Origin of the sequence: Fusobacterium ulcerans (genome assembly GCF_003019675.1) — a bacterium.
Lineage (GTDB): Bacteria > Fusobacteriota > Fusobacteriia > Fusobacteriales > Fusobacteriaceae > Fusobacterium_A > Fusobacterium_A ulcerans.
In genome coordinates, this window is sequence record NZ_CP028105.1 from 2,606,976 (window position 1) to 2,626,972 (window position 19,997).

The following is a 19,997-nucleotide window of genomic DNA, read 5'->3' on the forward strand; positions in this document are numbered from 1 at the left end:
AAATTAACCTCTCTTTAAAGAATTTATTCTTTCTTCATAATCCCCAGAAAAAACATATGAACCAGCAACAAAAATATTTGCTCCAGCTTCAATACATTTTCCAATAGTGTCAGCCGTAATTCCACCATCTACTTGAATATCTACATCTTTGCTAAGTACTCTTACATCTTTTATTTTATCTAATGCACTGTTAATAAATTTTTGTCCTCCAAAACCTGGATTGACACTCATAATAAGCACCATATCTATATCATTGATAACATATTTAAGAACATCTACAGGAGTAGAAGGGTTAAGTGATACACCAGCCTTTATTCCATGAGCTTTTATCTGCTGAATAACTCTGTGAAGATGTACTGTAGATTCTGCATGGACAGTGATTATATCAGCACCCGCTTTAACAAAATCATCAATATATCTTTCAGGTTTTTCAATCATTAAATGTACATCAAATACAAGTTTTGTTTTATTTCTTATAGCTTTTATAACAGGAGCTCCAAAAGTTATATTAGGAACAAACATCCCATCCATAACATCTATATGAACATAATCAGCTCCAGCTTTATCTATTGCTGTTACTTCTTCTCCAAGTCTGCTGAAATCAGCTGACAGGATAGAAGGAGCTATCTTAATATCATTATTCATACCTATTCCACCTCTCACTTTTTAATTTTTCATATGTTTTTTTATAAAATTCATATCTTACAGGAGCAATTTCTCCATTAGTAACCATATCTTTAATTATACAATTTGGTTCGTTCAAATGCAAACAATTATAAAATTTACAATTTTTATCAGTTTTGAATTCAGGAAATAATGAAATCAATTCCTGTACATCTTTTATGTAAGGAAGCTCTACAGATGAAAATCCAGGAGTGTCTATGATAAAACCTCCACCTGGAAGTGGAAGAAGATTAGTATCTTTAGTTGTATGTTTTCCTCTTCTCAATCTCTTGCTTGTTTCCCCAGTTTCAAGAACTTTGACATTTTGCAAAAGATTAATAATACTTGATTTACCTACACCACTGGGACCTCCAAAGGCTGTTATCTTATTTTGAATAAAAGCTTTCAGCTGATCTATACCAATATTTTCTCTTTCAGAAATAAGAAAATAAGGTATTTCCAATTTTTTAAGAAAATCCAGATTTTTTTTAATATCTTCAATTTCTTCCTGAGAAAGAAGATCAATTTTATTTACAACAATTATTGGATCAATTTTATAATAAAAACTATTAAGAATGAGAGTATTAAGTCTTTCATAGTCAATCACTGGATCTTTTCCAGCAAATTGAATAACAATATAATCTATATTTGCTACTAAAGGTCTTTCTAAAAGATTTTTCCTCTTTTCCACTTTAGTTATAGAATTATCTTCTGAAAACTCTACAATATCTCCTACTACACAATTATGCTTATTCTCTTTTCTCTTTAAAATCCCTCTTAATTTACATTCATATACTTCTTCATCAGACTTTACATAATAAAATCCTTGTATTTTGTTTATGACTATTCCTCTAATTTTTTATTCCTCCTTGAAGATTATACTAATTTTCCTTATTTACAGTTATATCAATTACTGTACCAGCAGATACTCTTCTTCCAGCTAAGACACTTGTTTCAATAACTAAATCTTTTTCTATCTCTGGAAGAGATACATAAGTTATTTTTCCAACAAGAAGAGAATTTTCTGTAAGAATTTCTTTAGCTTTATTTATCTCAACACCAATAACATCGGGAACTCTTACATCCATGAGCTGTTCAGAACCATTGATAAGAAAAGATATTTTTTGCCCTCTTCTAAGAAGTGTACCAGTTGCAGGGTCAGTTGATATAACTTCATTGTATGCAGTGTTGGCTTTTGTAGTGGCTACTCTGTCTACAATAAGTCCTCTTTGCTCAGCAATAGCTTTGGCATCCAGAAAGTTCATTCCTTTTAGTTCAGGAACTTCCACAAGAGCTTCTCCTTTACTTATCCATACCTTGATGTTTCTATTTTTCTTTACAATATTCCCAGCTTCAGGTTCTTGAAGAAAGATCTCACCCACAGGAAGTTCAGAAAATTCTTCACCCATATTTCTGATGTTCAGTTCATTACTTTCCAACATTTTTTCAGCATCAGCTAAAGTTAGAGTCTTTAAATCTGGAACAGAATAGAAAGTTTCATTGAAGTATATTTTTTCAAATATCTTGAATGAAAAGAAAGCTATTAAAACAACAGCTACTAAAGTAAGAAAAGAGAAACAGATTGACTTTTTATTCATTATTCCTCCTTGAAATTTTGATCCTATATTAATACATATAGATACTATTTGATAATAACATAAGAAGCACAAAATATCAATAATTACTTGATAAATGCTGGAGTAAATGTTAAAATACAGTGAATGATTTTGTTTTAGGATGTATGCTTTGAGCATATGATTTTAGGAGGAGAGAAGATTGGATTATACAATTGAAACATTGATACCAAGGGAAGCAGTGGAAAAAAGAATAAAGGAACTTGCTTCTGAAATAGAAAGAGATTATAAAGGGAGAGAGGTAATAGTTTTAGGATTATTGAAAGGTTCTGTTATTTTTATGAGTGACCTTATAAAAGAAATAGACATTCCTCTTGTAATTGATTTTATGAGTGTATCAAGCTATGGAAATGGTACTGACAGTACTGGAATTGTAAAGATATTGAAAGACACAGATTTTGATTTAAAAGGCAGAGAGATACTTATTGTTGAAGATATAATTGATACTGGTCTTACTTTAAAATATGTGAGAGAATTTATAGAATCTAAAGGAACAAAAAGTGTAGCAATCTGTACTCTTTTAGATAAACCTAGCAGAAGAAAAGTAGATATCAAAGGAGATTATGTAGGATTTGAAATTCCTGATGAGTTTGTAGTAGGGTATGGTTTAGATTATGCTCAGCACCATAGAAATCTGCCATATGTTGGAATGGTAGTAAAAAAATAGATGGAGGAAAGGATGTCCTTTAAACATAAAAAGAAATTTGGTCAGAACTTTCTTACTGATCAAAAAGAAGTATTAAGAAAAATAATGGAAGTATCTGCTGTAAATGAAAATGATACTGTATTGGAAATAGGACCAGGAGAGGGAGCTCTTACTGCATTGCTTCTTGATACAGCTGAAAAAGTAGTTACAGTTGAAATAGATAGAGATTTAGAAAAAATATTGAGAAAGAAATTTGATGGAAATCCCAAATATACTCTTGTAATGAATGATGTTTTAGAAACTGATTTAAAAGAGTATGTAGGAGCTGGGACAAAAGTTGTGGCTAATATTCCATACTATATAACTTCACCAATTATAAATAAACTTATTGAAAACAGAGATGTAATAGATGAGATATATATAATGGTTCAAAAAGAAGTTGCTGAGAGGATATGTGCTAAAAAAGGTAAGGAAAGAAGTGTTCTTACTCTTGCAGTAGAATATTTTGGAGAGGCAGAGTATCTGTTTACTATACCTAAAGAAGCTTTTACACCTATTCCTAAGGTAGATTCAGCTTTTATGTCTATAAAACTTTATAAAGATGATAAATATAAAAAACTTGTAGCTGAAGATATATTTTTCAAATATGTAAAGGCAGCTTTTGCCAATAAAAGAAAAAATTTACTAAATAATTTTACCTCTTTAGGAATGTCTAAAGATGAATTAAGAGTAGTTTTGAATGAAGTTGGAATAAAGGAAACAGAAAGAGCAGAAAATCTTACTATAGAGGATTTTATAAATTTGATAGCTGTATTTGAAAAAAAATAAGGTAAGTTCAAAATGAGGGTAGATCAAGAGTTATAAAATACATAGAAGCTTGCCCTCATTTTAGTTTTTAAAATTGGAGGAAAAATGCTGGGAAGTTATGAATATCTGATTCAAAGCAGAAAAGAAGACATAGATTTTATTAATAAGATAATGGAAGCATATGAAGGAGCTGGAGTTGTAAGAACAGTAGATCCTCATAAAGGGCTTATTAATATAATTACTACTTATGATTTTAAAGATTTTGTAAAAGAGATTGTTGAAGATTTAGATAAAAATGAAGTAGTTGCTAAAATAGTGGAAGAGGGTCCTTGGAAAGGATCTTTATATATCAATAAATAGAATATAATGGAGGATGAAAAATGGAAAAATTAGAAAAACTTATAAGTTACATCATAAAAGAATTAGTAGACACTAAAGAAGAAGTAAGAATAGACTATGATGCTATAGATGATACTATCATCTTTAAAGTAAGTGTAGCTAAAGGAGAAATGGGGAAAATAATAGGTAAAAATGGACTTACAGCTAATGCAATAAGAGGAGTTATGCAGGCAGCTGGAGTAAAAGATAAATTAAATGTAAATGTAGAATTTTTAGATTAGGAGGGGTAATGGAACTTTTAACAGTTGGTAAGATTTCTGGAACACATCACTTAAAGGGAGCAGTTAAGATAATAGCTAATATAGGAGATGCTGAAATTCTTGAAGGAAATAGAGTAATAGTGGAACTTCCTGGAGGAGAACAGAAAATATTTACTGTAACAAGTGTAAATCCTTTAGTTGGGAATAAATGGGTGGCAGAATTTCAGGAAGTAACTAATAAAACAGAAGCTGGAAAATTAAAAAATTCACTTATAAAAATTAGAAGGGAACTATTGGGAATTGGAGAAGATGAATATCTTCTAAATGACCTTTTAGATATGAAAGCTGTAGATGCTGATAATGGAGATATACTTGGGAAAATAACTGATATATTTGAAACAGCAGCTCATGATATTTTGGTGATCGAGAGAGAAAATACAGAAATAATGGTTCCTGATGTAGATGAGTTTGTAAAGAAAATAGATTTTGATAAAAGAGAAATCTTTATTCATCTTATAGAAGGAATGAAAGAAGTAAAAGGTCAAAAATTAAAACAAGATGATGGGATAGATGAAGAGCTTGAGGAAAATGAGGAGAAATAAATGAAGATCAATATTTTGACTCTGTTTCCTGAGATGTTTTCTGGATTCAAAAGTGAGAGCATAATAGGAAGAGCTATTGAAAAAGGCAGTCTTGAAATAAATGTAATAGATATCAGAGATTTCTGTTATGATAAACATAAACAGGCTGATGATACTCCTTTTGGAGGAGGGGCAGGGATGGTAATGAAACCTGAACCTCTTATGAGAGCATTGAAAACAACAGCTGGAAAAGTAATATATACTTCCCCTCAAGGAGTAAAGTTTGATCAGCAGCTGGCTGTGGAACTTGCTCAGGAAAATGAGATAACAATAATAGCAGGGCATTATGAAGGAATAGATGAAAGGGTAATTGAAAATAATGTAGATATGGAAGTATCTATAGGAGACTTTGTCCTTACAGGTGGAGAGTTACCAGCAATGGTAATGACTGACTGTATTGCAAGACTTATTCCTGGAGTTATAAAAAAAGAATCTTATGAAAATGATTCTTTTTTCAATGGGCTTCTGGATTATCCTCACTATACAAGACCTGCTGAATATGAAGGAATGGAAGTTCCAGAAGTACTGCTGTCAGGACATCATAAAAATATAGAGCTTTGGAGGCTTAAAGAAAGTCTTAAAAGAACATATTTAAGGAGAAGGGATTTACTGGAAAAAAGAGAACTCACTAAAATGGAGAAAAAACTTTTAGCTGAGATAAAAGCAGAGCTTGGAAAGGAGCAGAAATGATATATAAGTTAAAAAATCTTGTCCCTAAGATAGGGAAAAATAATTATATAGCAGACAGTGCAAGCGTTATTGGAAATGTAGAAACAGGAGATAATGTTTCTATATGGTTTTCGGCTGTACTGAGAGGAGATATGAGTAAAATAACTATTGGAGATGATTCTAATGTTCAGGACAACTCAACTCTTCATGGAGATACAGATTTTCCTACTACAATAGGAAAAGGTGTTACTATTGGACATAACTGTGTAGTTCATGGGTGTACTGTTGGAGATAATTCTATAATAGGAATGGGAAGCCAGATACTTAATGGAAGTGTTATTCCTAAAAATTGTATTGTATCAGCAGGAGCAGTAGTAAACAGTAAATTAAAAGCAGAAGAGGGAGATCTGATAGCAGGCTCTCCAGCTAAAGTTATTAAAAAATTATCTGAAAAACATTGGAAATATTTATCTTATGCAAAAGATTCATATCTTACAAAAATAAGCAGATATTCAGAAGACTTAGAAGAAATAACTATAAATCAGAAAGACTAGATTTTAATAAGAAAATCAAGAAAAGAGGATTGAGTAATAAATGAGAGAAAAAATTTATCTAGGATTGGTTCATTATCCTGTATATAATAAAAATAATGATGTGGTATGTACTTCAGTTACAAATTTTGATATTCATGATATATCAAGAAGTTGCAGAACTTATGATGTGAAAGGGTATCGTTTGATAGTTCCTGTTGATGCACAAAAAATGCTTACTGAAAGAATAATCGGATACTGGCAGGAAGGTACTGGAGGACAGTACAATAAAGACAGAGAAAATGCTTTTGCTATAACTAGAGTAATGGACAGTATAGAAAAAACTATTAAGGAAATAGAAGAGAGAGAAGGGCAAAAGCCAGTTATAATAACTACATCTGCAAGAATTTTTTCTAATACAATAGGATATAAAGCACTTTCAGAAAAAATATTTGAAGATGACAGGCCATATCTTTTGTTATTTGGAACAGGATGGGGTCTTACAGATGAAATAATGGATATGTCAGATTATATTCTTGAACCAATAAGAGGAAATACAAGATATAACCACCTTTCTGTAAGAGCAGCAGTGGCTATTATTTTAGATAGATTATTAGGAGAAAATTAATCGGTAAATTCTGGAGGTAAGATGAATAGAAATGAGATCAGAATAAAACCTCAGGACAGCATTTTCAGACAGATGGGAATAAACTCTGTAGATATCAAAGAGATAATTTTCAGTGAAAGAAATAAGAAAATGAAGTTTATGTGTTCCGTTCCATGTGTAAAAGACCTCTGTGAACTTGATATAATCTATGAAAATATAAAAAAGAATTTTGGAAAAGAATTAGAAGTAGATTTTAGAGTAGAATATACAGAGAAAGAAATGATGAAGGAAGAGCTTGTGATTATAGTGGAAAGAGCTATAATCAGACTTAAAGCAAGAAATGCTATTTCTAAATCCTTTCTTTATTTTTATAGGATAAAAATAGAAGAAAATGCTGTAAATATTGAACTTAATGAAAAAACAGCAATTGAAATTCTTATGAGTTCTGGTATAGATGACAGACTTGAAGAAATACTGGAAAATTATGGAATATATAATTTTAAGGTTAAATTTATACTTGGAGATTTTTCTAAGGAATTAACAGAAGTAGAAAAACAGAAACAGAAGGAAATAATAACTTTATCAGCTAAAATAGATTCTGATAATTCAAAAGCAGCAGCAGCAAAACCTCAAAAATCAAATGAGGTTTTTGTTAAGCAGGGATTCTCAAAGCAAGGTTATACAAGTAATAAGACAAAGGAAATAAAAGGAAATGCTATTTCTATTGAGGAATTTGGTGAGCTTTACGAAGATGAAATCTGTATAGTTGAAGGAGAAATATTTTCTCTTGAGAGCAGAGATGTTAAAAATGACAAAGTTATAATGACAATAAGAATAACAGATGAAAAAAGTTCTTTAACAACAAAAGTATTTTTAGATAAAAATAAAAAATTAGAAGTAGCTGTTGGAGATTTTGTTAAAATAAGTGGAAAAAAACAGATTGATAAATTTTCTGATAACGAAGAGATAATAATGATAAATTCTATCAACAAACTTAATAAAGTAAAAACTCAAAAAACAGATAATGCTCCAGAAAAAATGGTAGAACTTCATACACATAGTAAAATGAGTGAGATGGTTGGAGTAGAGGATATCTCAGACCTTATAAAACAAGCAATAGCTTATGGACATAAAGCCATGGCCATAACTGACTATGCTGTAGTGCATTCTTTCCCATTTGCATATAAGGCAGCTAAAGGAAAAGATTTTAAAGCTATCCTTGGATGTGAAATGTATATGGTAAATGATAATGCTGAGATGGTGAGAAGCAGCAAAGATGCATTGATAGAAGAAGAAAGTTTTGTAGTTTTTGACTTGGAGACTATGGGACTTAATTCACATGAGCATGAGATAATAGAAATAGGAGCTGTAAAGCTTCAGGGAACAAGAATAGTAGAAAGATATTCTCAATTAGTAAATCCTAAAAAACCTATTCCTAAAAAGATACAGGAACTTACAAATATATCACAGGATATGGTTGATAATATGCCGACAATAGAAGAAGTACTTCCTAAATTTATGGAATTTGTTGGAGATTCTACAATGGTAGCACATAATGCTCCATTTGATATGGGATTTATAAGAAGAGATGTTAAAAAGTTTATGGGATATGACTATAAACCAGCAGTAATAGATACATTGCAGATGGCAAGAGATTTATATCCAGAACTTAAAGCATATGGATTGAAAAATCTGAATAAAGTATTAGGATTATCACTGGATAATCACCATAGAGCCGTTGATGACTCACAAGCAACTGCTAATATGTTTATTATATTTATTGAAAAATATATGGAGAAAGGGATAACTAATCTTAATGAAATAACAGGTGCCCTTCCAATAAATGTAAAAAAACAGGATACAGCAAATGTAATAGTATTGGTAAAAAATCTTGAAGGACTTCAGAATATGTACAGACTAGTATCAGAAGCCCATGTTGATTATTATGGAAATAAGAAGCCAAGAGTATTAAAGTCACATATAGAAAAATACAGAGAAGGACTGATAATAGGAAGTTCTCTTTCTTCACATTTTATGAATGATGGAGAGTTGTCTAATTACTATATGAGATATGATTATGAAAAAATAGAAAAAAATATAGATTTTTATGACTATATAGAACTTCTTCCAAGAGGAGCATATTCAGAATTATATGAAGATGATGGAACTGGAACTATTTCATCTTTTACAATGATTGAAGATATGAATAAATATTTTTATAATCTGGCTAAAGAAAGAGGAAAACTGGTAACAGCAAGTTCTAATGTACACTATATAAATGAAAATGACAGCAAAATAAGAAGTATTCTTCTCTATGGAAGTGGAAGCGTCTATAGAGCTAATCAATATAAGACAGATAATAAATTCTATTTTAGAACTACAGAAGAGCTTATAAATGAATTCAACTATTTAGGAGAAGAGACTGCAAAGGAGATAGTTGTATCAGGAACAAATGCTATAGCTGATATGATAGAAGTTATAAAACCAGTTCCAGATGGATTCTATCCACCAAAGATAGATAATGCTGAAAATATAGTAAAAGAAATGACATATGAAAAAGCATATAGAATATATGGAAACCCGCTTCCAGAGATTGTAAAAGCAAGATTGGAAAGAGAATTGGGAGCTATCATAGGAAACGGATTCTCAGTTCTGTATCTTTCTGCTCAAAAACTGGTTAAGAAATCATTGGATAATGGGTATCTGGTTGGTTCCAGAGGATCAGTAGGATCTTCTTTAGTAGCCTATATGATGGATATTACAGAGGTTAATGCACTTTATCCACACTACATCTGTACAAATCCAGAATGTAAAAATTCTGAATTTATAGAAAGAGAAGGGGTAGGAATTGACCTTCCAGAAAAAATATGTCCTAAGTGTGGTCAACCATACAAAAGAGACGGATATTCAATCCCCTTTGAAGTATTTATGGGATTCAATGGAGAAAAGGTACCAGATATCGACCTGAACTTCTCAGGGGAATATCAATCAGAAATACATAGATATTGTGAACAGCTTTTCGGTAAAGAAAACGTATTTAAAGCTGGAACTATATCTACTCTGGCAGAAAAAAATGCTGAGGGTTATGTAAGAAAATATTTTGAAGAACATGAAATGAAGGGAAACAGAGCAGAGATAATCAGACTTGCTAAAAAGTGTGAAGGAGCTAAAAAAACTACTGGACAGCATCCGGGAGGAATGGTTGTAGTTCCTAGAGACCACTCAATATATGAATTCTGCCCTGTACAAAAACCTGCAAATGATGAGAAAAATGATTCAATCACAACACATTTTGACTATCATGTAATGGACGAACAGTTAGTAAAACTGGATATACTAGGACATGACGATCCTACTACAATAAAGATGCTTCAGGAATACACAGGAGTAGATATTTATACTATTCCTATTGCTGACCCAGAAACATTAAAGATATTCTCAGGAACTGAAGCTTTAGGAATTACTCCTGATGATATAAATTCAGTAGTTGGAACTTTTGGAGTGCCAGAGTTTGGAACACCATTTGTAAGACAAATGTTGATAGATACTATGCCAAAAACTTTTGCTGAGCTTGTAAGAATTTCAGGACTGTCACATGGTACTGATGTTTGGCTGAACAATGCTCAGGAATTTATAAGACAGAAAAAAGCAACACTTTCTCAAGTAATAACAGTGCGGGATGACATAATGAACTACCTTATTGACCAGGGACTTGAAAAAGGAACAGCATTTAAAATAATGGAGTTTGTAAGAAAAGGTAAACCTTCAAAAGATCCAGAAGGCTGGGAAAAATTCTCGAATGAAATGAAAGAACATGATGTTGCTGAATGGTATATAGAATCATGCAGAAGAATTAAATATATGTTCCCTAAAGGACATGCTGTTGCTTATGTTATGATGGCTATGAGAATAGCTTATTTCAAAGTACACTACCCTCTGGCTTTCTATGCAGCATATTTATCAAGAAAAGCAGAAGACTTTGATTATGAGATAATGAGCGATCCTAAAACAGCAAAAGAACATCTGGCAGTATTGAGCAAAGAACCAAAACTTGATGTAAAGAAAAAAGCTGAAATGGCAATATGTGAAATTATAGTGGAAATGTATGCCAGAGGATATGAATTTCTTCCAATAGATGTATATACATCTGCTGGATTTAGATTTACAATAGAGGATGGAAAGATAAGAATACCTCTTATAGCTCTGAATGGATTAGGTGGAGCAGTAATAGAAAATCTGATAAAAGAAAGAGACATAAGTAAATTTTTATCATATGAAGACCTAAAAAGAAGAACAAAGATATCACAAACGATAATTGAAAAACTTAAATCTATAAATGCAGTAGATTCATTGAGTGAAACAAATCAGATATCGTTGTTTTAGGAGGAAAAATGTTGAGTGAAAAGAATAAAACCATGGGAGCTATGCTTGTATGTCTTGCAGCTACACTTTGGGGTTTTGATTCCATAGTATTGACACCAAGATTATTTAAGTTAAGTGTACCTTATGTGGTTTTTATGGTGCATCTTCTTCCTTTCATAGGAATGACTTTGATATTTGGAAAAGATGAAATAAAAAATGTAAAAAAATTAGATAAGAGAGATTTAATGTTTTTCTTTCTAGTGGCTCTATTTGGAGGAAGTTTAGGAACACTTTCAATTGTAAAGGCTTTATTTTTAGTAAATTTTCATCATCTTACTGTAGTTACACTTTTACAAAAATTACAGCCTGTATTTGCTATTATTTTAGCAAGAATTATATTGAAAGAGAGAGAAGGAAAAGGATTCTTATTTTGGGCAGTGATGGCTCTTATAGGAGGATATCTTCTTACTTTCCAATTTAATATGCCGCAGATGGTATATAACGGAAATATGTTGTTGGCATGTTTCTATGCTTTATTAGCAGCATTTTCTTTTGGAAGTGCCACTGTATTTGGAAAAAGAATTTTAAAAAATGCTTCTTTTAGAACAGCTTTATATCTCAGATATGGATTAACAACTTTTATAATGTTCTTTATAGCTTCTTTTACAGGAAGTTTTAGCTATATAAGCCATACAACACCAGTTCAATGGCTGATATTCGTTATAATAGGTCTTACAAGCGGAAGCGGAGCAATACTTTTATATTATAAAGGGCTTAGATATATCAAGGCTAATGTAGCAACAATGTGTGAACTTTGTTTTCCTGTGTCAAGCATACTTTTTGACTATATATTTAACGGAAATGTTCTATCAACAATTCAAATATTAAGCGCAGTATTAATGTTGTACTCTATATATAAAATAACCAAAAATAGAGCAAATGAGTAAAAAAATATAAAATGATTTGTAAATTTTTAAAAGTTATGGTATAAAGAATATAGCTAAAAAATTAAGGAGGAATTATAATGACTAAAAAAGAGTTTATTGATTTATATTTTGAAAAAGGAGAATTCGCAACTAAAATAGATGCTGAGAAAAAAGCTGCGGCTTTCTTAGCAGTTATTGAAGAAGGATTAGTAGGTGGAGAAGATATTACTTTCCTAGGATTTGGAAAATTCGAAGTTGCTGATAGAGCTGCTAGAACTTGCAGAAATCCACAAACTGGAGAAGAAATGGAAGTTGAAGCTAAAAAAGTAGTAAAATTCAAAGCAGGAAAAGGATTATCTGAAAAAGTAAATCAATAATTCCCAAATTAATTTAAGTATAAAAGTGGAGATACTGTAGATCAGTACCTCCATTTTTTTATGTTTTTTCAATGTAGTAAAAAAATATGATATTTTTAGATTAAAAATGTTGAAAATTCGAAAGAAAAGTTCTATAATATAGACACAAAGAGTTTATTCATTATTAATTTAAAAGTGAAAATAAAATTTTATTATAAAAATTTTTAAAACATTTTTATTGAAACGAAACTCATAATGTAAGGGGGAATTAACATGGCAGTAACACTAGAAACCATTAAAAAAGCAAAACAAACCATTGAACACTCAATCAAAAGAACACCTTTGATAGAGTGCCCTACACTAGAAAAGGAACTTGGAGGAAAAGTTTTATTCAAACTTGAAAATCTTCAAAAAACTGGATCATTCAAAGTAAGAGGAGCTTTAAACAGAATAGCTAACCTTACAGAAGAAGAAAAGAAAAAAGGGGTAATAGCTTCATCAGCTGGAAACCATGCCCAAGGAATAGCTTTAGGAGCAACAGCACAAGGAATAAAATCAACAATAGTAATGCCGGAAACTGCACCAATAGCAAAAGTAGCAGCAACAAAAGGATATGGAGCAGAAGTAGTATTATGCGGAAGTGTATATGATGATGCTTTTGCAAAAGCATGTGAGATCCAAAAAGAAACAGGAGCAATATTCCTACACCCATTTGATGATGACTATGTAATCTCAGGACAGGGAACTATTGGATTAGAAATATTAGAAGATGCGATAGATATAGATACAGTTCTTGTTCCTATCGGAGGAGGAGGAATCCTTGCAGGAATAGCAACAGCAATAAAATCAATCAATCCATCAGTGAGAATAATCGGAGTAGAATCAGCAAATGCTGCATCAATGACAGAAGCTTTAGCAAAGGGAGAATGTTGTGAAGTATGTGCAACACCAACAATAGCAGATGGAATAGCAGTAAAAAAAGTTGGATGCAAAACTCTTGAATTAGTAAAACAATATGTAGATGAAGTAGTAACAGTAACAGAAGATGAAATAGCAAGAGCAATATTATTTTTGATGGAAAAAAGTAAAGTAGTTGCAGAGGGAGCAGGGGCAACACCTTTAGCAGCGATACTTGCAGGAAAAGTTGAATGTAAAGGTAAAAAGACTTGTGCAGTAGTATCTGGAGGAAATATAGATGTAAACCTTATTGAGAGAGTACTGAACAGAGCTTTAATCAATGCAGGAAGAAGATATGAATTTAAAGTAAAAGTACATGACAGATTTGGAGAAACTGAAAAATTATTAAGTTTGATAACTCAAAATAGAGCAAATATACTTTTCATAACACAAAGCATGTATAATGGAGAATTAGGAATCACAATGCAGGAAGTAACACTTGTAATAGAATGCAGTGATATGGCTCATAGAGATTCTGTAAGAGCTAAAATTATAGAAGCAGGATATGAAATTTATTAGTATTCAAAAATAGTTAGTATTGAAAAAAAATGATAATTGAAGTAGAATATCTATTATGAAGTTGTTTGGAGGAGAAAGATGAAAAAGATAATAGTAACCTTAATGATTCTTGTATTTTCTATTTCTTATGGAAAATATGAGTATCCTTTTCAAAATCCATATATGGCAACTATACTAGGAAGTTCTACTTTAATGATAAATGGAGTAAGTGAAACTGTTCCAACTAAAGTATACAAGGTTAAACTTCCTGGCAGTGTAGAAGTGCCAGAAAATTTATGGTATAATGATAAATTTGAGTTTTCTTTAGTTCCACAAAAAGAAAAAGCACCATTGATATTTCTTTTAGCAGGAACAGGGTCAGATTATCATGCAGCAAGAATGGTATTTTTTCAAAGAATATTTTATGATGCTGGGTATAGTGTAATATCAATTACATCTCCAATGCATTCAAATTTTATCGTCAACGCATCAAGCAATAGAATGCCTGGAATGATAATGGATGATGGAAAAGATGTTTACAATGTTATGAAAGAAACATACAAAATTGTAAAAGATAAAGTGAATGTTTCTGACTTTTATGTTGTAGGATATAGTCTGGGAGCTACTGAAGCAGCAGTGGTTTCTTATATTGATGAAACTGAGAAAGCTTTTAATTTAAAAAGAGTATTTATGATTAATCCAGCAGTGGATATCTATGAATCAGCAGTAAAACTTGATAAAACTTTAGACATACCTACAGAAGGAAAAATTGAAAACTTGGAGAAACTTATTGATAAGGTATTCAACAAACTTTCAGATTCATTAAAAAATGGTTATACAGAAATAACAGAAGAACTTATTTACAGAATGTTTGCAAAAGATCAGATGACAGATGAAGAAATGGGTGAATTAATAGGTCTGGTATTTAGATTAACAGCTATTGATATTAATTATGTAACTGACTTAATAAATGACAGAAAAGTTTATGTAGATAAACCAGTTGGAAAATTCACAAATATGTTTCCATATTTTGAAAAAATAAATTTTGCTGGTTTTGAAGATTATATGTATAAACTTGCTTATCCATATTTTGATGAAAAAATGGGTGGAGGAGTAACTCTTGAAGAACTTTTACAGCATACAAAACTTCAGCAGATAGAAGGATATTTAAAAAATACTGATAAAATAGCAGTGGTAACCAATAGGGATGAAATTATATTAGGAGAAAAAGATTTTGAATTTTTAGAAAAGACTTTCAATAAGAGATTAATAATATATCCTTATGGAGGTCATTGCGGAAATATGTATTACAAAACTAATGTAGATGTAATGCTTAAATTTCTAAAGGAGGGAGTACTTGATTATGAGAACTAATAGAAAACTTATTTTACTCCTTATGATGATTTTAGTTTTTACATTTTCAATAGCTGATACAAATGAAAAACCAGAGACTAAGACTGATAATAGTGAAGTAGCAGAATATTTTGGTGTATATGATCCATGGGAGCCTTTAAACAGGAGAATATATTATTTTAATTATACTTTTGATAAGTATGTATTTTTGCCAGTGGTAGATGCCTATAATCTTGTGACACCTACCTTTGTACAAAAAGGAGTAAAAAACTTTTTTAGAAATACACAAAATATAACAATAACAGGAAATTCTTTGCTGCAATTTAAAATAAAAAAAGCTATGAGAGCAATAGGAAGATTTTCGATAAATGCGACATTAGGAGCAGGGGGAGTATTTGATACAGCCTCTTCTCTAGGTATGCCCAAGCCATATGAAGATTTTGGACTTACTTTGGCTCACTATGGAGTAGGAGAGGGACCATATCTAATTCTTCCTTTCTTAGGACCAAGTAATTTAAGAGATGCAGTAGGAACAGGAGTAAATACTGTTGCTTTAGGAGCTTTAGATCCTTATGAAGCAGCTGATCTATTTGATATAGACAGTCCAGAAGTATTTGCACTTAATTCAGTGGACAAAAGAAAAAATACAAAATTTAGATATTATGCAAGTGGGTCACCATTTGAATATGAATATCTAAGATTCTTCTACAAAAAATATAGAAAGCTTCAATCAGAAACAGGAGTACAAGTTTTTTAAAAAAGAAAAATGGAGGATATTAAATGGATTTACAAAAAAAAGTGTTGGACTATAAGGAAGAAGTTATAAAAGGGATACAAGGTGCTGTACAGATAAAAAGTGTTCAGGAACCTGCAAAAGAAGGGAAACCTTTTGGTGATGGTCCAGCAGAAGCTTTACAATATTTTTTAGACCTAGGAAAAGAGTTAGGATTTAAAGTTGAAAATTTTGACAACTATGCTGGTACTATAGAATTTGGTGAAGGAGAAGAAACAGTAGGGATACTAGGACATGTGGATGTAGTACCTGAAGGTGAAGGATGGATTTATCCTCCATACAGTGCAACTATAGCAGATGGAAAAATATTTGGAAGAGGAACATTAGATGATAAAGGACCTTCTATGGTTTGTCTTTATGCTATGAAAGCAATAAAAGATTCTGGTGTTAAATTAAACAGAAAAATTAGAATGATAATAGGAGCTAATGAAGAAACTGGAAGCCTTTGTATGGAGCACTACTTCAATACATTGAAAATGCCTCAGCCTACATTGGCATTTACACCTGACTCAAGCTTTCCAGTAACATTTGCTGAAAAAGGAATAGTTCGTGTAAAACTTTCAAATTCTTATAAAACTTTAAATGATGTAACTATAAAAGGTGGAAATGCATATAACTCAGTTCCTGACAGAGCAGAAGCAGTTCTTCCAGTAGAATTTGCTGAAGGACTTGCAGAAAAAGCTGTTTCTTTCAATGAAGGAAAAGAATTTAAAGTAGAAGTTGAAGTAAAAGATGGAAGATATCATGTTGCTTCTTTAGGAAAATCTTCTCATGCAGCTAGACCAGCACAAGGATATAATTCTATCAGTGCACTGTTTGCATTCTTGGGAACAGCAGAGATTAAAAATGAAGAATTAAAAGGATTAGTAGAATTTTTCAAAGAATATATAAAAATGGAAAATAATGGTGCTTCTTTTGGAATAGATTTTAAAGATGAAGAGAGTGGAAGTCTTACTCTTAATCTAGGAAAAATGTCACTTGAAAATGGAAAATTAGAATTATGTATAGACATGAGATGCCCAGTTCTTGTACCTAATACAAATGTTATTGATACATTAAAAGAAAAAACTGCTGGGAAAATGGAACTTGAAGTAACTGGAAATTCAGCTCCTCTATATGTAGCTAAGGACAGCTTCCTTGTATCTACTCTTATGGATATTTACAAAGAAATAACTGGAGATGTAGATGCTCAGCCAGTAGCTATTGGTGGAGGAACTTATGCAAGAGAAGTAACTAATGGAGTAGCATTTGGAGCTCTTCTGTCATCACAGGAAAATAATATGCACCAAAAAAATGAGTATCTTGAAATTGACAAAATAGACACATGGTTAAAAATATATGTGGAAGCTATTTATAGATTAGCAAAATAAAAAAAAGGAAAAAGACTGGTAAAAAAGTATAATTTCTAGTATGATATTATGGTAATGAAATATAATATAGACTAAGGAGATATACAAATTATGGACTGGAAAAAATTGACTATCGAAGATAAAGAGACAATAGATAATTTTACAAAAGGGAAGTTTTCAACTTGTGATTACAATTTTACTAATCTTTTCTTATGGAGTCAAGGTGAAGATCTTCATTATAAAATAGAAAAAGATGTACTGATTATACAGGGAACTTTTGTCAAGGATGAATACTGCTTTATGCCTATTCCAAAGGATGAAAACGCAATCGGGGCAATGAAAGAAGTAATAAAAGAATTGCTTCAGAAAAATAAAAAAATAGTACTTGTTCCTGAAGAATGGAAGGAAAAACTTGAAGACACTTTTATTCTTGAAGAAAGAAGAGACAGCTATGATTATGTTTATTCTATAGAAAGTTTAGCTTACCTTAAAGGAAGAAAATATGCTAAAAAGAAAAATAGAGTACACAATTTTATGAAAAGCTACAACTATACTTATGAAGCAGTAACTCCTGAAAATGTAGAAGAGGTTATAAATTTCCAAACTAACTGGTGTCATGATAAAGAATGTGAAATTGTTCCTGTTCTGAGAAATGAAAATATGGGAATATTAAATCTTCTTCATAATTTTAATACACTTGGAATAAAAGGTGGAATATTAAGAGTAGATGGAAAGATAGTAGCTTATACACTAGGAGAAGCAATAAGTGATGAATATGTTGTAATACATATTGAAAAAGGTTTAAACGGATATACAGGAAGCTACCAAATGATAAATATGGCTTTCTTGGAAAAAGAGTTTACTGATCATAAATATGTGAATAGAGAAGATGATTTCGGAGATGAGGGATTAAGAGAAGCAAAAGAATCTTATCATCCATTGGAACTTCTGAAAAAATATGAAATAACTGGAATAAAATAAAAATATTAAAGGGTGTCCTATGAGACATCCTTTTTTATATATATAATTTTTTCTGTTTTTATACAAAATAAATATATAAATGAAAAATTTAAGAGTAAAATATCCCTTTAAATATGATATAATATAAACAATTAGTGAAGGAGGGTTTTATGGAGCAAAAATATGAATTGGAATTTTTAAATGAAAATGATATAAACCTTTTAATAAAAGAATCTGAAAAAAAAGCTGAAGATGAAAACTTAGTAAGAGAGATATTAAAAAAAGCTGTAGAAGCAAAAGGTATCACTGATAAAGAAGCTGCTGTTCTACTTAGTATAAATAATCCTGAACTTCTTGAGGAAATGTTTGAAACTGCAAGAAAGATAAAAGAAAAAATATATGGAAAAAGAATAGTAATGTTTGCTCCGTTATATGTGAGCAACTATTGTGTAAATAATTGTGAATATTGTGGATATAAACATGATAATGATGAATTGAGCAGAAAGAAATTAAATAGAGAAGAACTTATAGAAGAAGTTAAATCGTTAGAAAAATTAGGACATAAAAGAATAGCTTTAGAAGCTGGAGAGGATCCACTTAATTGTTCTTTAGATTATATATTGGAGTGTATAAAAGACATATACTCAATTAAATTTAAAAATGGAAGTATAAGAAGAATAAATGTAAATATTGCTGCAACAACAGTTGAAAATTATAAAAGATTGAAAGAAGCAGAAATAGGAACATATATATTATTCCAAGAGACATATCACAAACCTACATATGAGAGAGTGCACTTAAATGGTCCTAAAAGAGATTATGAGTACCATACAACAGCTATGTTCAGAGCAAGAGAAGCTGGAATAGATGATGTAGGTATTGGAGTTTTATATGGCTTATACGACTTCAAATACGAAACTATATCTATGATAAGATATGCTGATGCTCTTGAGAGAATAACAGGGGTAGGGCCACACACAATATCTGTTCCAAGATTGAGAGCAGCAGAAAATGTCTCATTAAAAGATTATCCTCATCTTGTATCAGATGAAGATTTTAAAAAACTGGTAGCAGTATTGAGACTTGCTGTACCATACACAGGACTTATTCTTTCTACTAGAGAAGAAGCAGAACTTAGAGATGAAACAATCAAATTAGGAATATCTCAGGTGAGCAGTGGGTCATGTACTGGAGTAGGAGGATATTCTGAAAGAGAAAAAGATACTAAAGAAAAACCACAGTTTGAACTTGGAGATAACAGATCACCTCTGGAAATGATAGAAAGTCTAATGAAAGGTGGATATGTACCGAGCTATTGTACAGCATGCTATAGAAACGGCCGTACAGGCGATAGATTTATGGAAATAGCAAAGAGCGGACAGATCAATGTAATGTGTGAAGCTAATGCTTTAATGACCTTAAAAGAGTTTTTAATAGATTATGCTGATGACAGATTAAGGGAGATAGGAGATAAAGTTATCATGGAAACTTTAAATAAGATGCCTGATGAAGACTTTAAAAATACTATAAAAGAGAATTTAAAAGCTATTGAAAATGGTGCTAGAGATATAAATGTGTAAATAAAATAAAAGCTGGTCAAAGAATAAATTATCTTTTGACCAGCTTTATTTTTAATGCTGTTAGAAT

General features: G+C 31.0%; 20 protein-coding genes. 17 read left to right on the forward strand and 3 right to left on the reverse strand.

The genetic code is table 11. The features are described from left to right. Positions 1 to 3: 3 nt before the first annotated feature. From rpe to C4N20_RS12085, 3 genes are read right to left on the reverse strand one after another with little or no spacing between them, the layout of a single operon-like run. Positions 4 to 645 carry a ribulose-phosphate 3-epimerase gene (gene rpe / locus C4N20_RS12075; protein ID WP_005976695.1) on the reverse strand — a complete coding sequence of 214 codons (642 nt, stop codon included), beginning with the start codon at positions 643 to 645 and terminating at the stop codon, positions 4 to 6. Beyond that, positions 638 to 1,504, reverse strand: coding sequence for a ribosome small subunit-dependent GTPase A (gene rsgA / locus C4N20_RS12080; RefSeq protein ID WP_081583125.1), 867 nt, complete (start codon positions 1,502 to 1,504; stop codon positions 638 to 640). The genes rpe and rsgA overlap by 8 nt, the downstream gene beginning before the upstream one ends. 40 nt (positions 1,505 to 1,544) lie before the next feature. Beyond that, the gene (locus tag C4N20_RS12085) at positions 1,545 to 2,261 is read right to left on the reverse strand and encodes a PASTA domain-containing protein (protein WP_005976699.1); all 717 of its coding nucleotides are present in this window, start codon (positions 2,259 to 2,261) and stop codon (positions 1,545 to 1,547) included. Positions 2,262 to 2,439: 178 nt separating this feature from the next. Here C4N20_RS12085 and hpt point away from each other — a divergent pair, with 178 nt between their 5' ends. The 17 genes from hpt (at position 2,440) to hydG (ending at position 19,930) form a co-directional block, all read left to right on the forward strand. Then, positions 2,440 to 2,964, forward strand: a complete 525-nt coding sequence (hpt, locus tag C4N20_RS12090; RefSeq protein ID WP_005976702.1) for a hypoxanthine phosphoribosyltransferase — start codon at positions 2,440 to 2,442, stop codon at positions 2,962 to 2,964. A 12-nt stretch (positions 2,965 to 2,976) separates the two neighbouring features. After that, positions 2,977 to 3,771 carry a 16S rRNA (adenine(1518)-N(6)/adenine(1519)-N(6))-dimethyltransferase RsmA gene (gene rsmA / locus C4N20_RS12095; RefSeq protein WP_005976704.1) on the forward strand — a complete coding sequence of 265 codons (795 nt, stop codon included), beginning with the start codon at positions 2,977 to 2,979 and terminating at the stop codon, positions 3,769 to 3,771. Positions 3,772 to 3,855: 84 nt separating this feature from the next. Further along, entirely contained in the window at positions 3,856 to 4,110 is a 255-nt protein-coding gene (locus C4N20_RS12100; protein WP_005976706.1) for a DUF4911 domain-containing protein, read from the forward strand. A gap of 20 nt (positions 4,111 to 4,130) precedes the next feature. Continuing rightward, complete coding sequence (locus C4N20_RS12105; RefSeq protein WP_005951557.1) at positions 4,131 to 4,370, forward strand: KH domain-containing protein; 240 nt, start codon at positions 4,131 to 4,133, stop codon at positions 4,368 to 4,370. A gap of 8 nt (positions 4,371 to 4,378) precedes the next feature. Continuing rightward, positions 4,379 to 4,951, forward strand: coding sequence for a ribosome maturation factor RimM (gene rimM, locus C4N20_RS12110; protein WP_005976708.1), 573 nt, complete (start codon positions 4,379 to 4,381; stop codon positions 4,949 to 4,951). Then, positions 4,952 to 5,680 (forward strand): tRNA (guanosine(37)-N1)-methyltransferase TrmD, encoded by a 729-nt coding sequence (trmD, locus tag C4N20_RS12115; RefSeq protein WP_005976710.1) that lies wholly within the window; start codon positions 4,952 to 4,954, stop codon positions 5,678 to 5,680. It abuts the gene before it with no gap. Then, a complete protein-coding gene (locus tag C4N20_RS12120) occupies positions 5,677 to 6,213 on the forward strand; it encodes a gamma carbonic anhydrase family protein (protein ID WP_005976712.1) in 537 nt (178 codons plus the stop codon). Before trmD ends, C4N20_RS12120 begins: the two co-directional genes overlap by 4 nt. 40 nt (positions 6,214 to 6,253) lie before the next feature. After that, complete coding sequence (locus C4N20_RS12125; protein ID WP_005976714.1) at positions 6,254 to 6,817, forward strand: RNA methyltransferase; 564 nt, start codon at positions 6,254 to 6,256, stop codon at positions 6,815 to 6,817. A gap of 21 nt (positions 6,818 to 6,838) precedes the next feature. Next, entirely contained in the window at positions 6,839 to 11,179 is a 4,341-nt protein-coding gene (locus tag C4N20_RS12130) for a PolC-type DNA polymerase III (RefSeq protein WP_005976716.1), read from the forward strand. Positions 11,180 to 11,187: 8 nt separating this feature from the next. After that, entirely contained in the window at positions 11,188 to 12,105 is a 918-nt protein-coding gene (locus tag C4N20_RS12135) for a DMT family transporter (RefSeq protein WP_005976718.1), read from the forward strand. Between the two features lie 77 nt (positions 12,106 to 12,182). Beyond that, the gene (locus C4N20_RS12140; protein WP_005976720.1) at positions 12,183 to 12,461 is read left to right on the forward strand and encodes an HU family DNA-binding protein; all 279 of its coding nucleotides are present in this window, start codon (positions 12,183 to 12,185) and stop codon (positions 12,459 to 12,461) included. Between the two features lie 252 nt (positions 12,462 to 12,713). Continuing rightward, entirely contained in the window at positions 12,714 to 13,916 is a 1,203-nt protein-coding gene (gene ilvA / locus C4N20_RS12145; RefSeq protein WP_106878589.1) for a threonine ammonia-lyase, read from the forward strand. Between the two features lie 78 nt (positions 13,917 to 13,994). Beyond that, on the forward strand, positions 13,995 to 15,269 hold the full coding sequence (locus C4N20_RS12150) for a hypothetical protein (protein ID WP_005976724.1): 1,275 nt from the start codon (positions 13,995 to 13,997) through the stop codon (positions 15,267 to 15,269). After that, entirely contained in the window at positions 15,259 to 16,005 is a 747-nt protein-coding gene (locus tag C4N20_RS12155; protein ID WP_005976726.1) for an MlaA family lipoprotein, read from the forward strand. Before C4N20_RS12150 ends, C4N20_RS12155 begins: the two co-directional genes overlap by 11 nt. Positions 16,006 to 16,028: 23 nt before the next feature. Beyond that, the gene (gene pepV, locus C4N20_RS12160) at positions 16,029 to 17,411 is read left to right on the forward strand and encodes a dipeptidase PepV (protein ID WP_005976728.1); all 1,383 of its coding nucleotides are present in this window, start codon (positions 16,029 to 16,031) and stop codon (positions 17,409 to 17,411) included. A 90-nt stretch (positions 17,412 to 17,501) separates the two neighbouring features. Then, positions 17,502 to 18,371 carry a DUF2156 domain-containing protein gene (locus tag C4N20_RS12165; protein WP_005976730.1) on the forward strand — a complete coding sequence of 290 codons (870 nt, stop codon included), beginning with the start codon at positions 17,502 to 17,504 and terminating at the stop codon, positions 18,369 to 18,371. A gap of 149 nt (positions 18,372 to 18,520) precedes the next feature. Then, positions 18,521 to 19,930: a [FeFe] hydrogenase H-cluster radical SAM maturase HydG gene (gene hydG, locus C4N20_RS12170; protein WP_005976732.1), complete on the forward strand. Its 1,410-nt coding sequence runs from the start codon at positions 18,521 to 18,523 to the stop codon at positions 19,928 to 19,930. Positions 19,931 to 19,997: the final 67 nt, after the last annotated feature.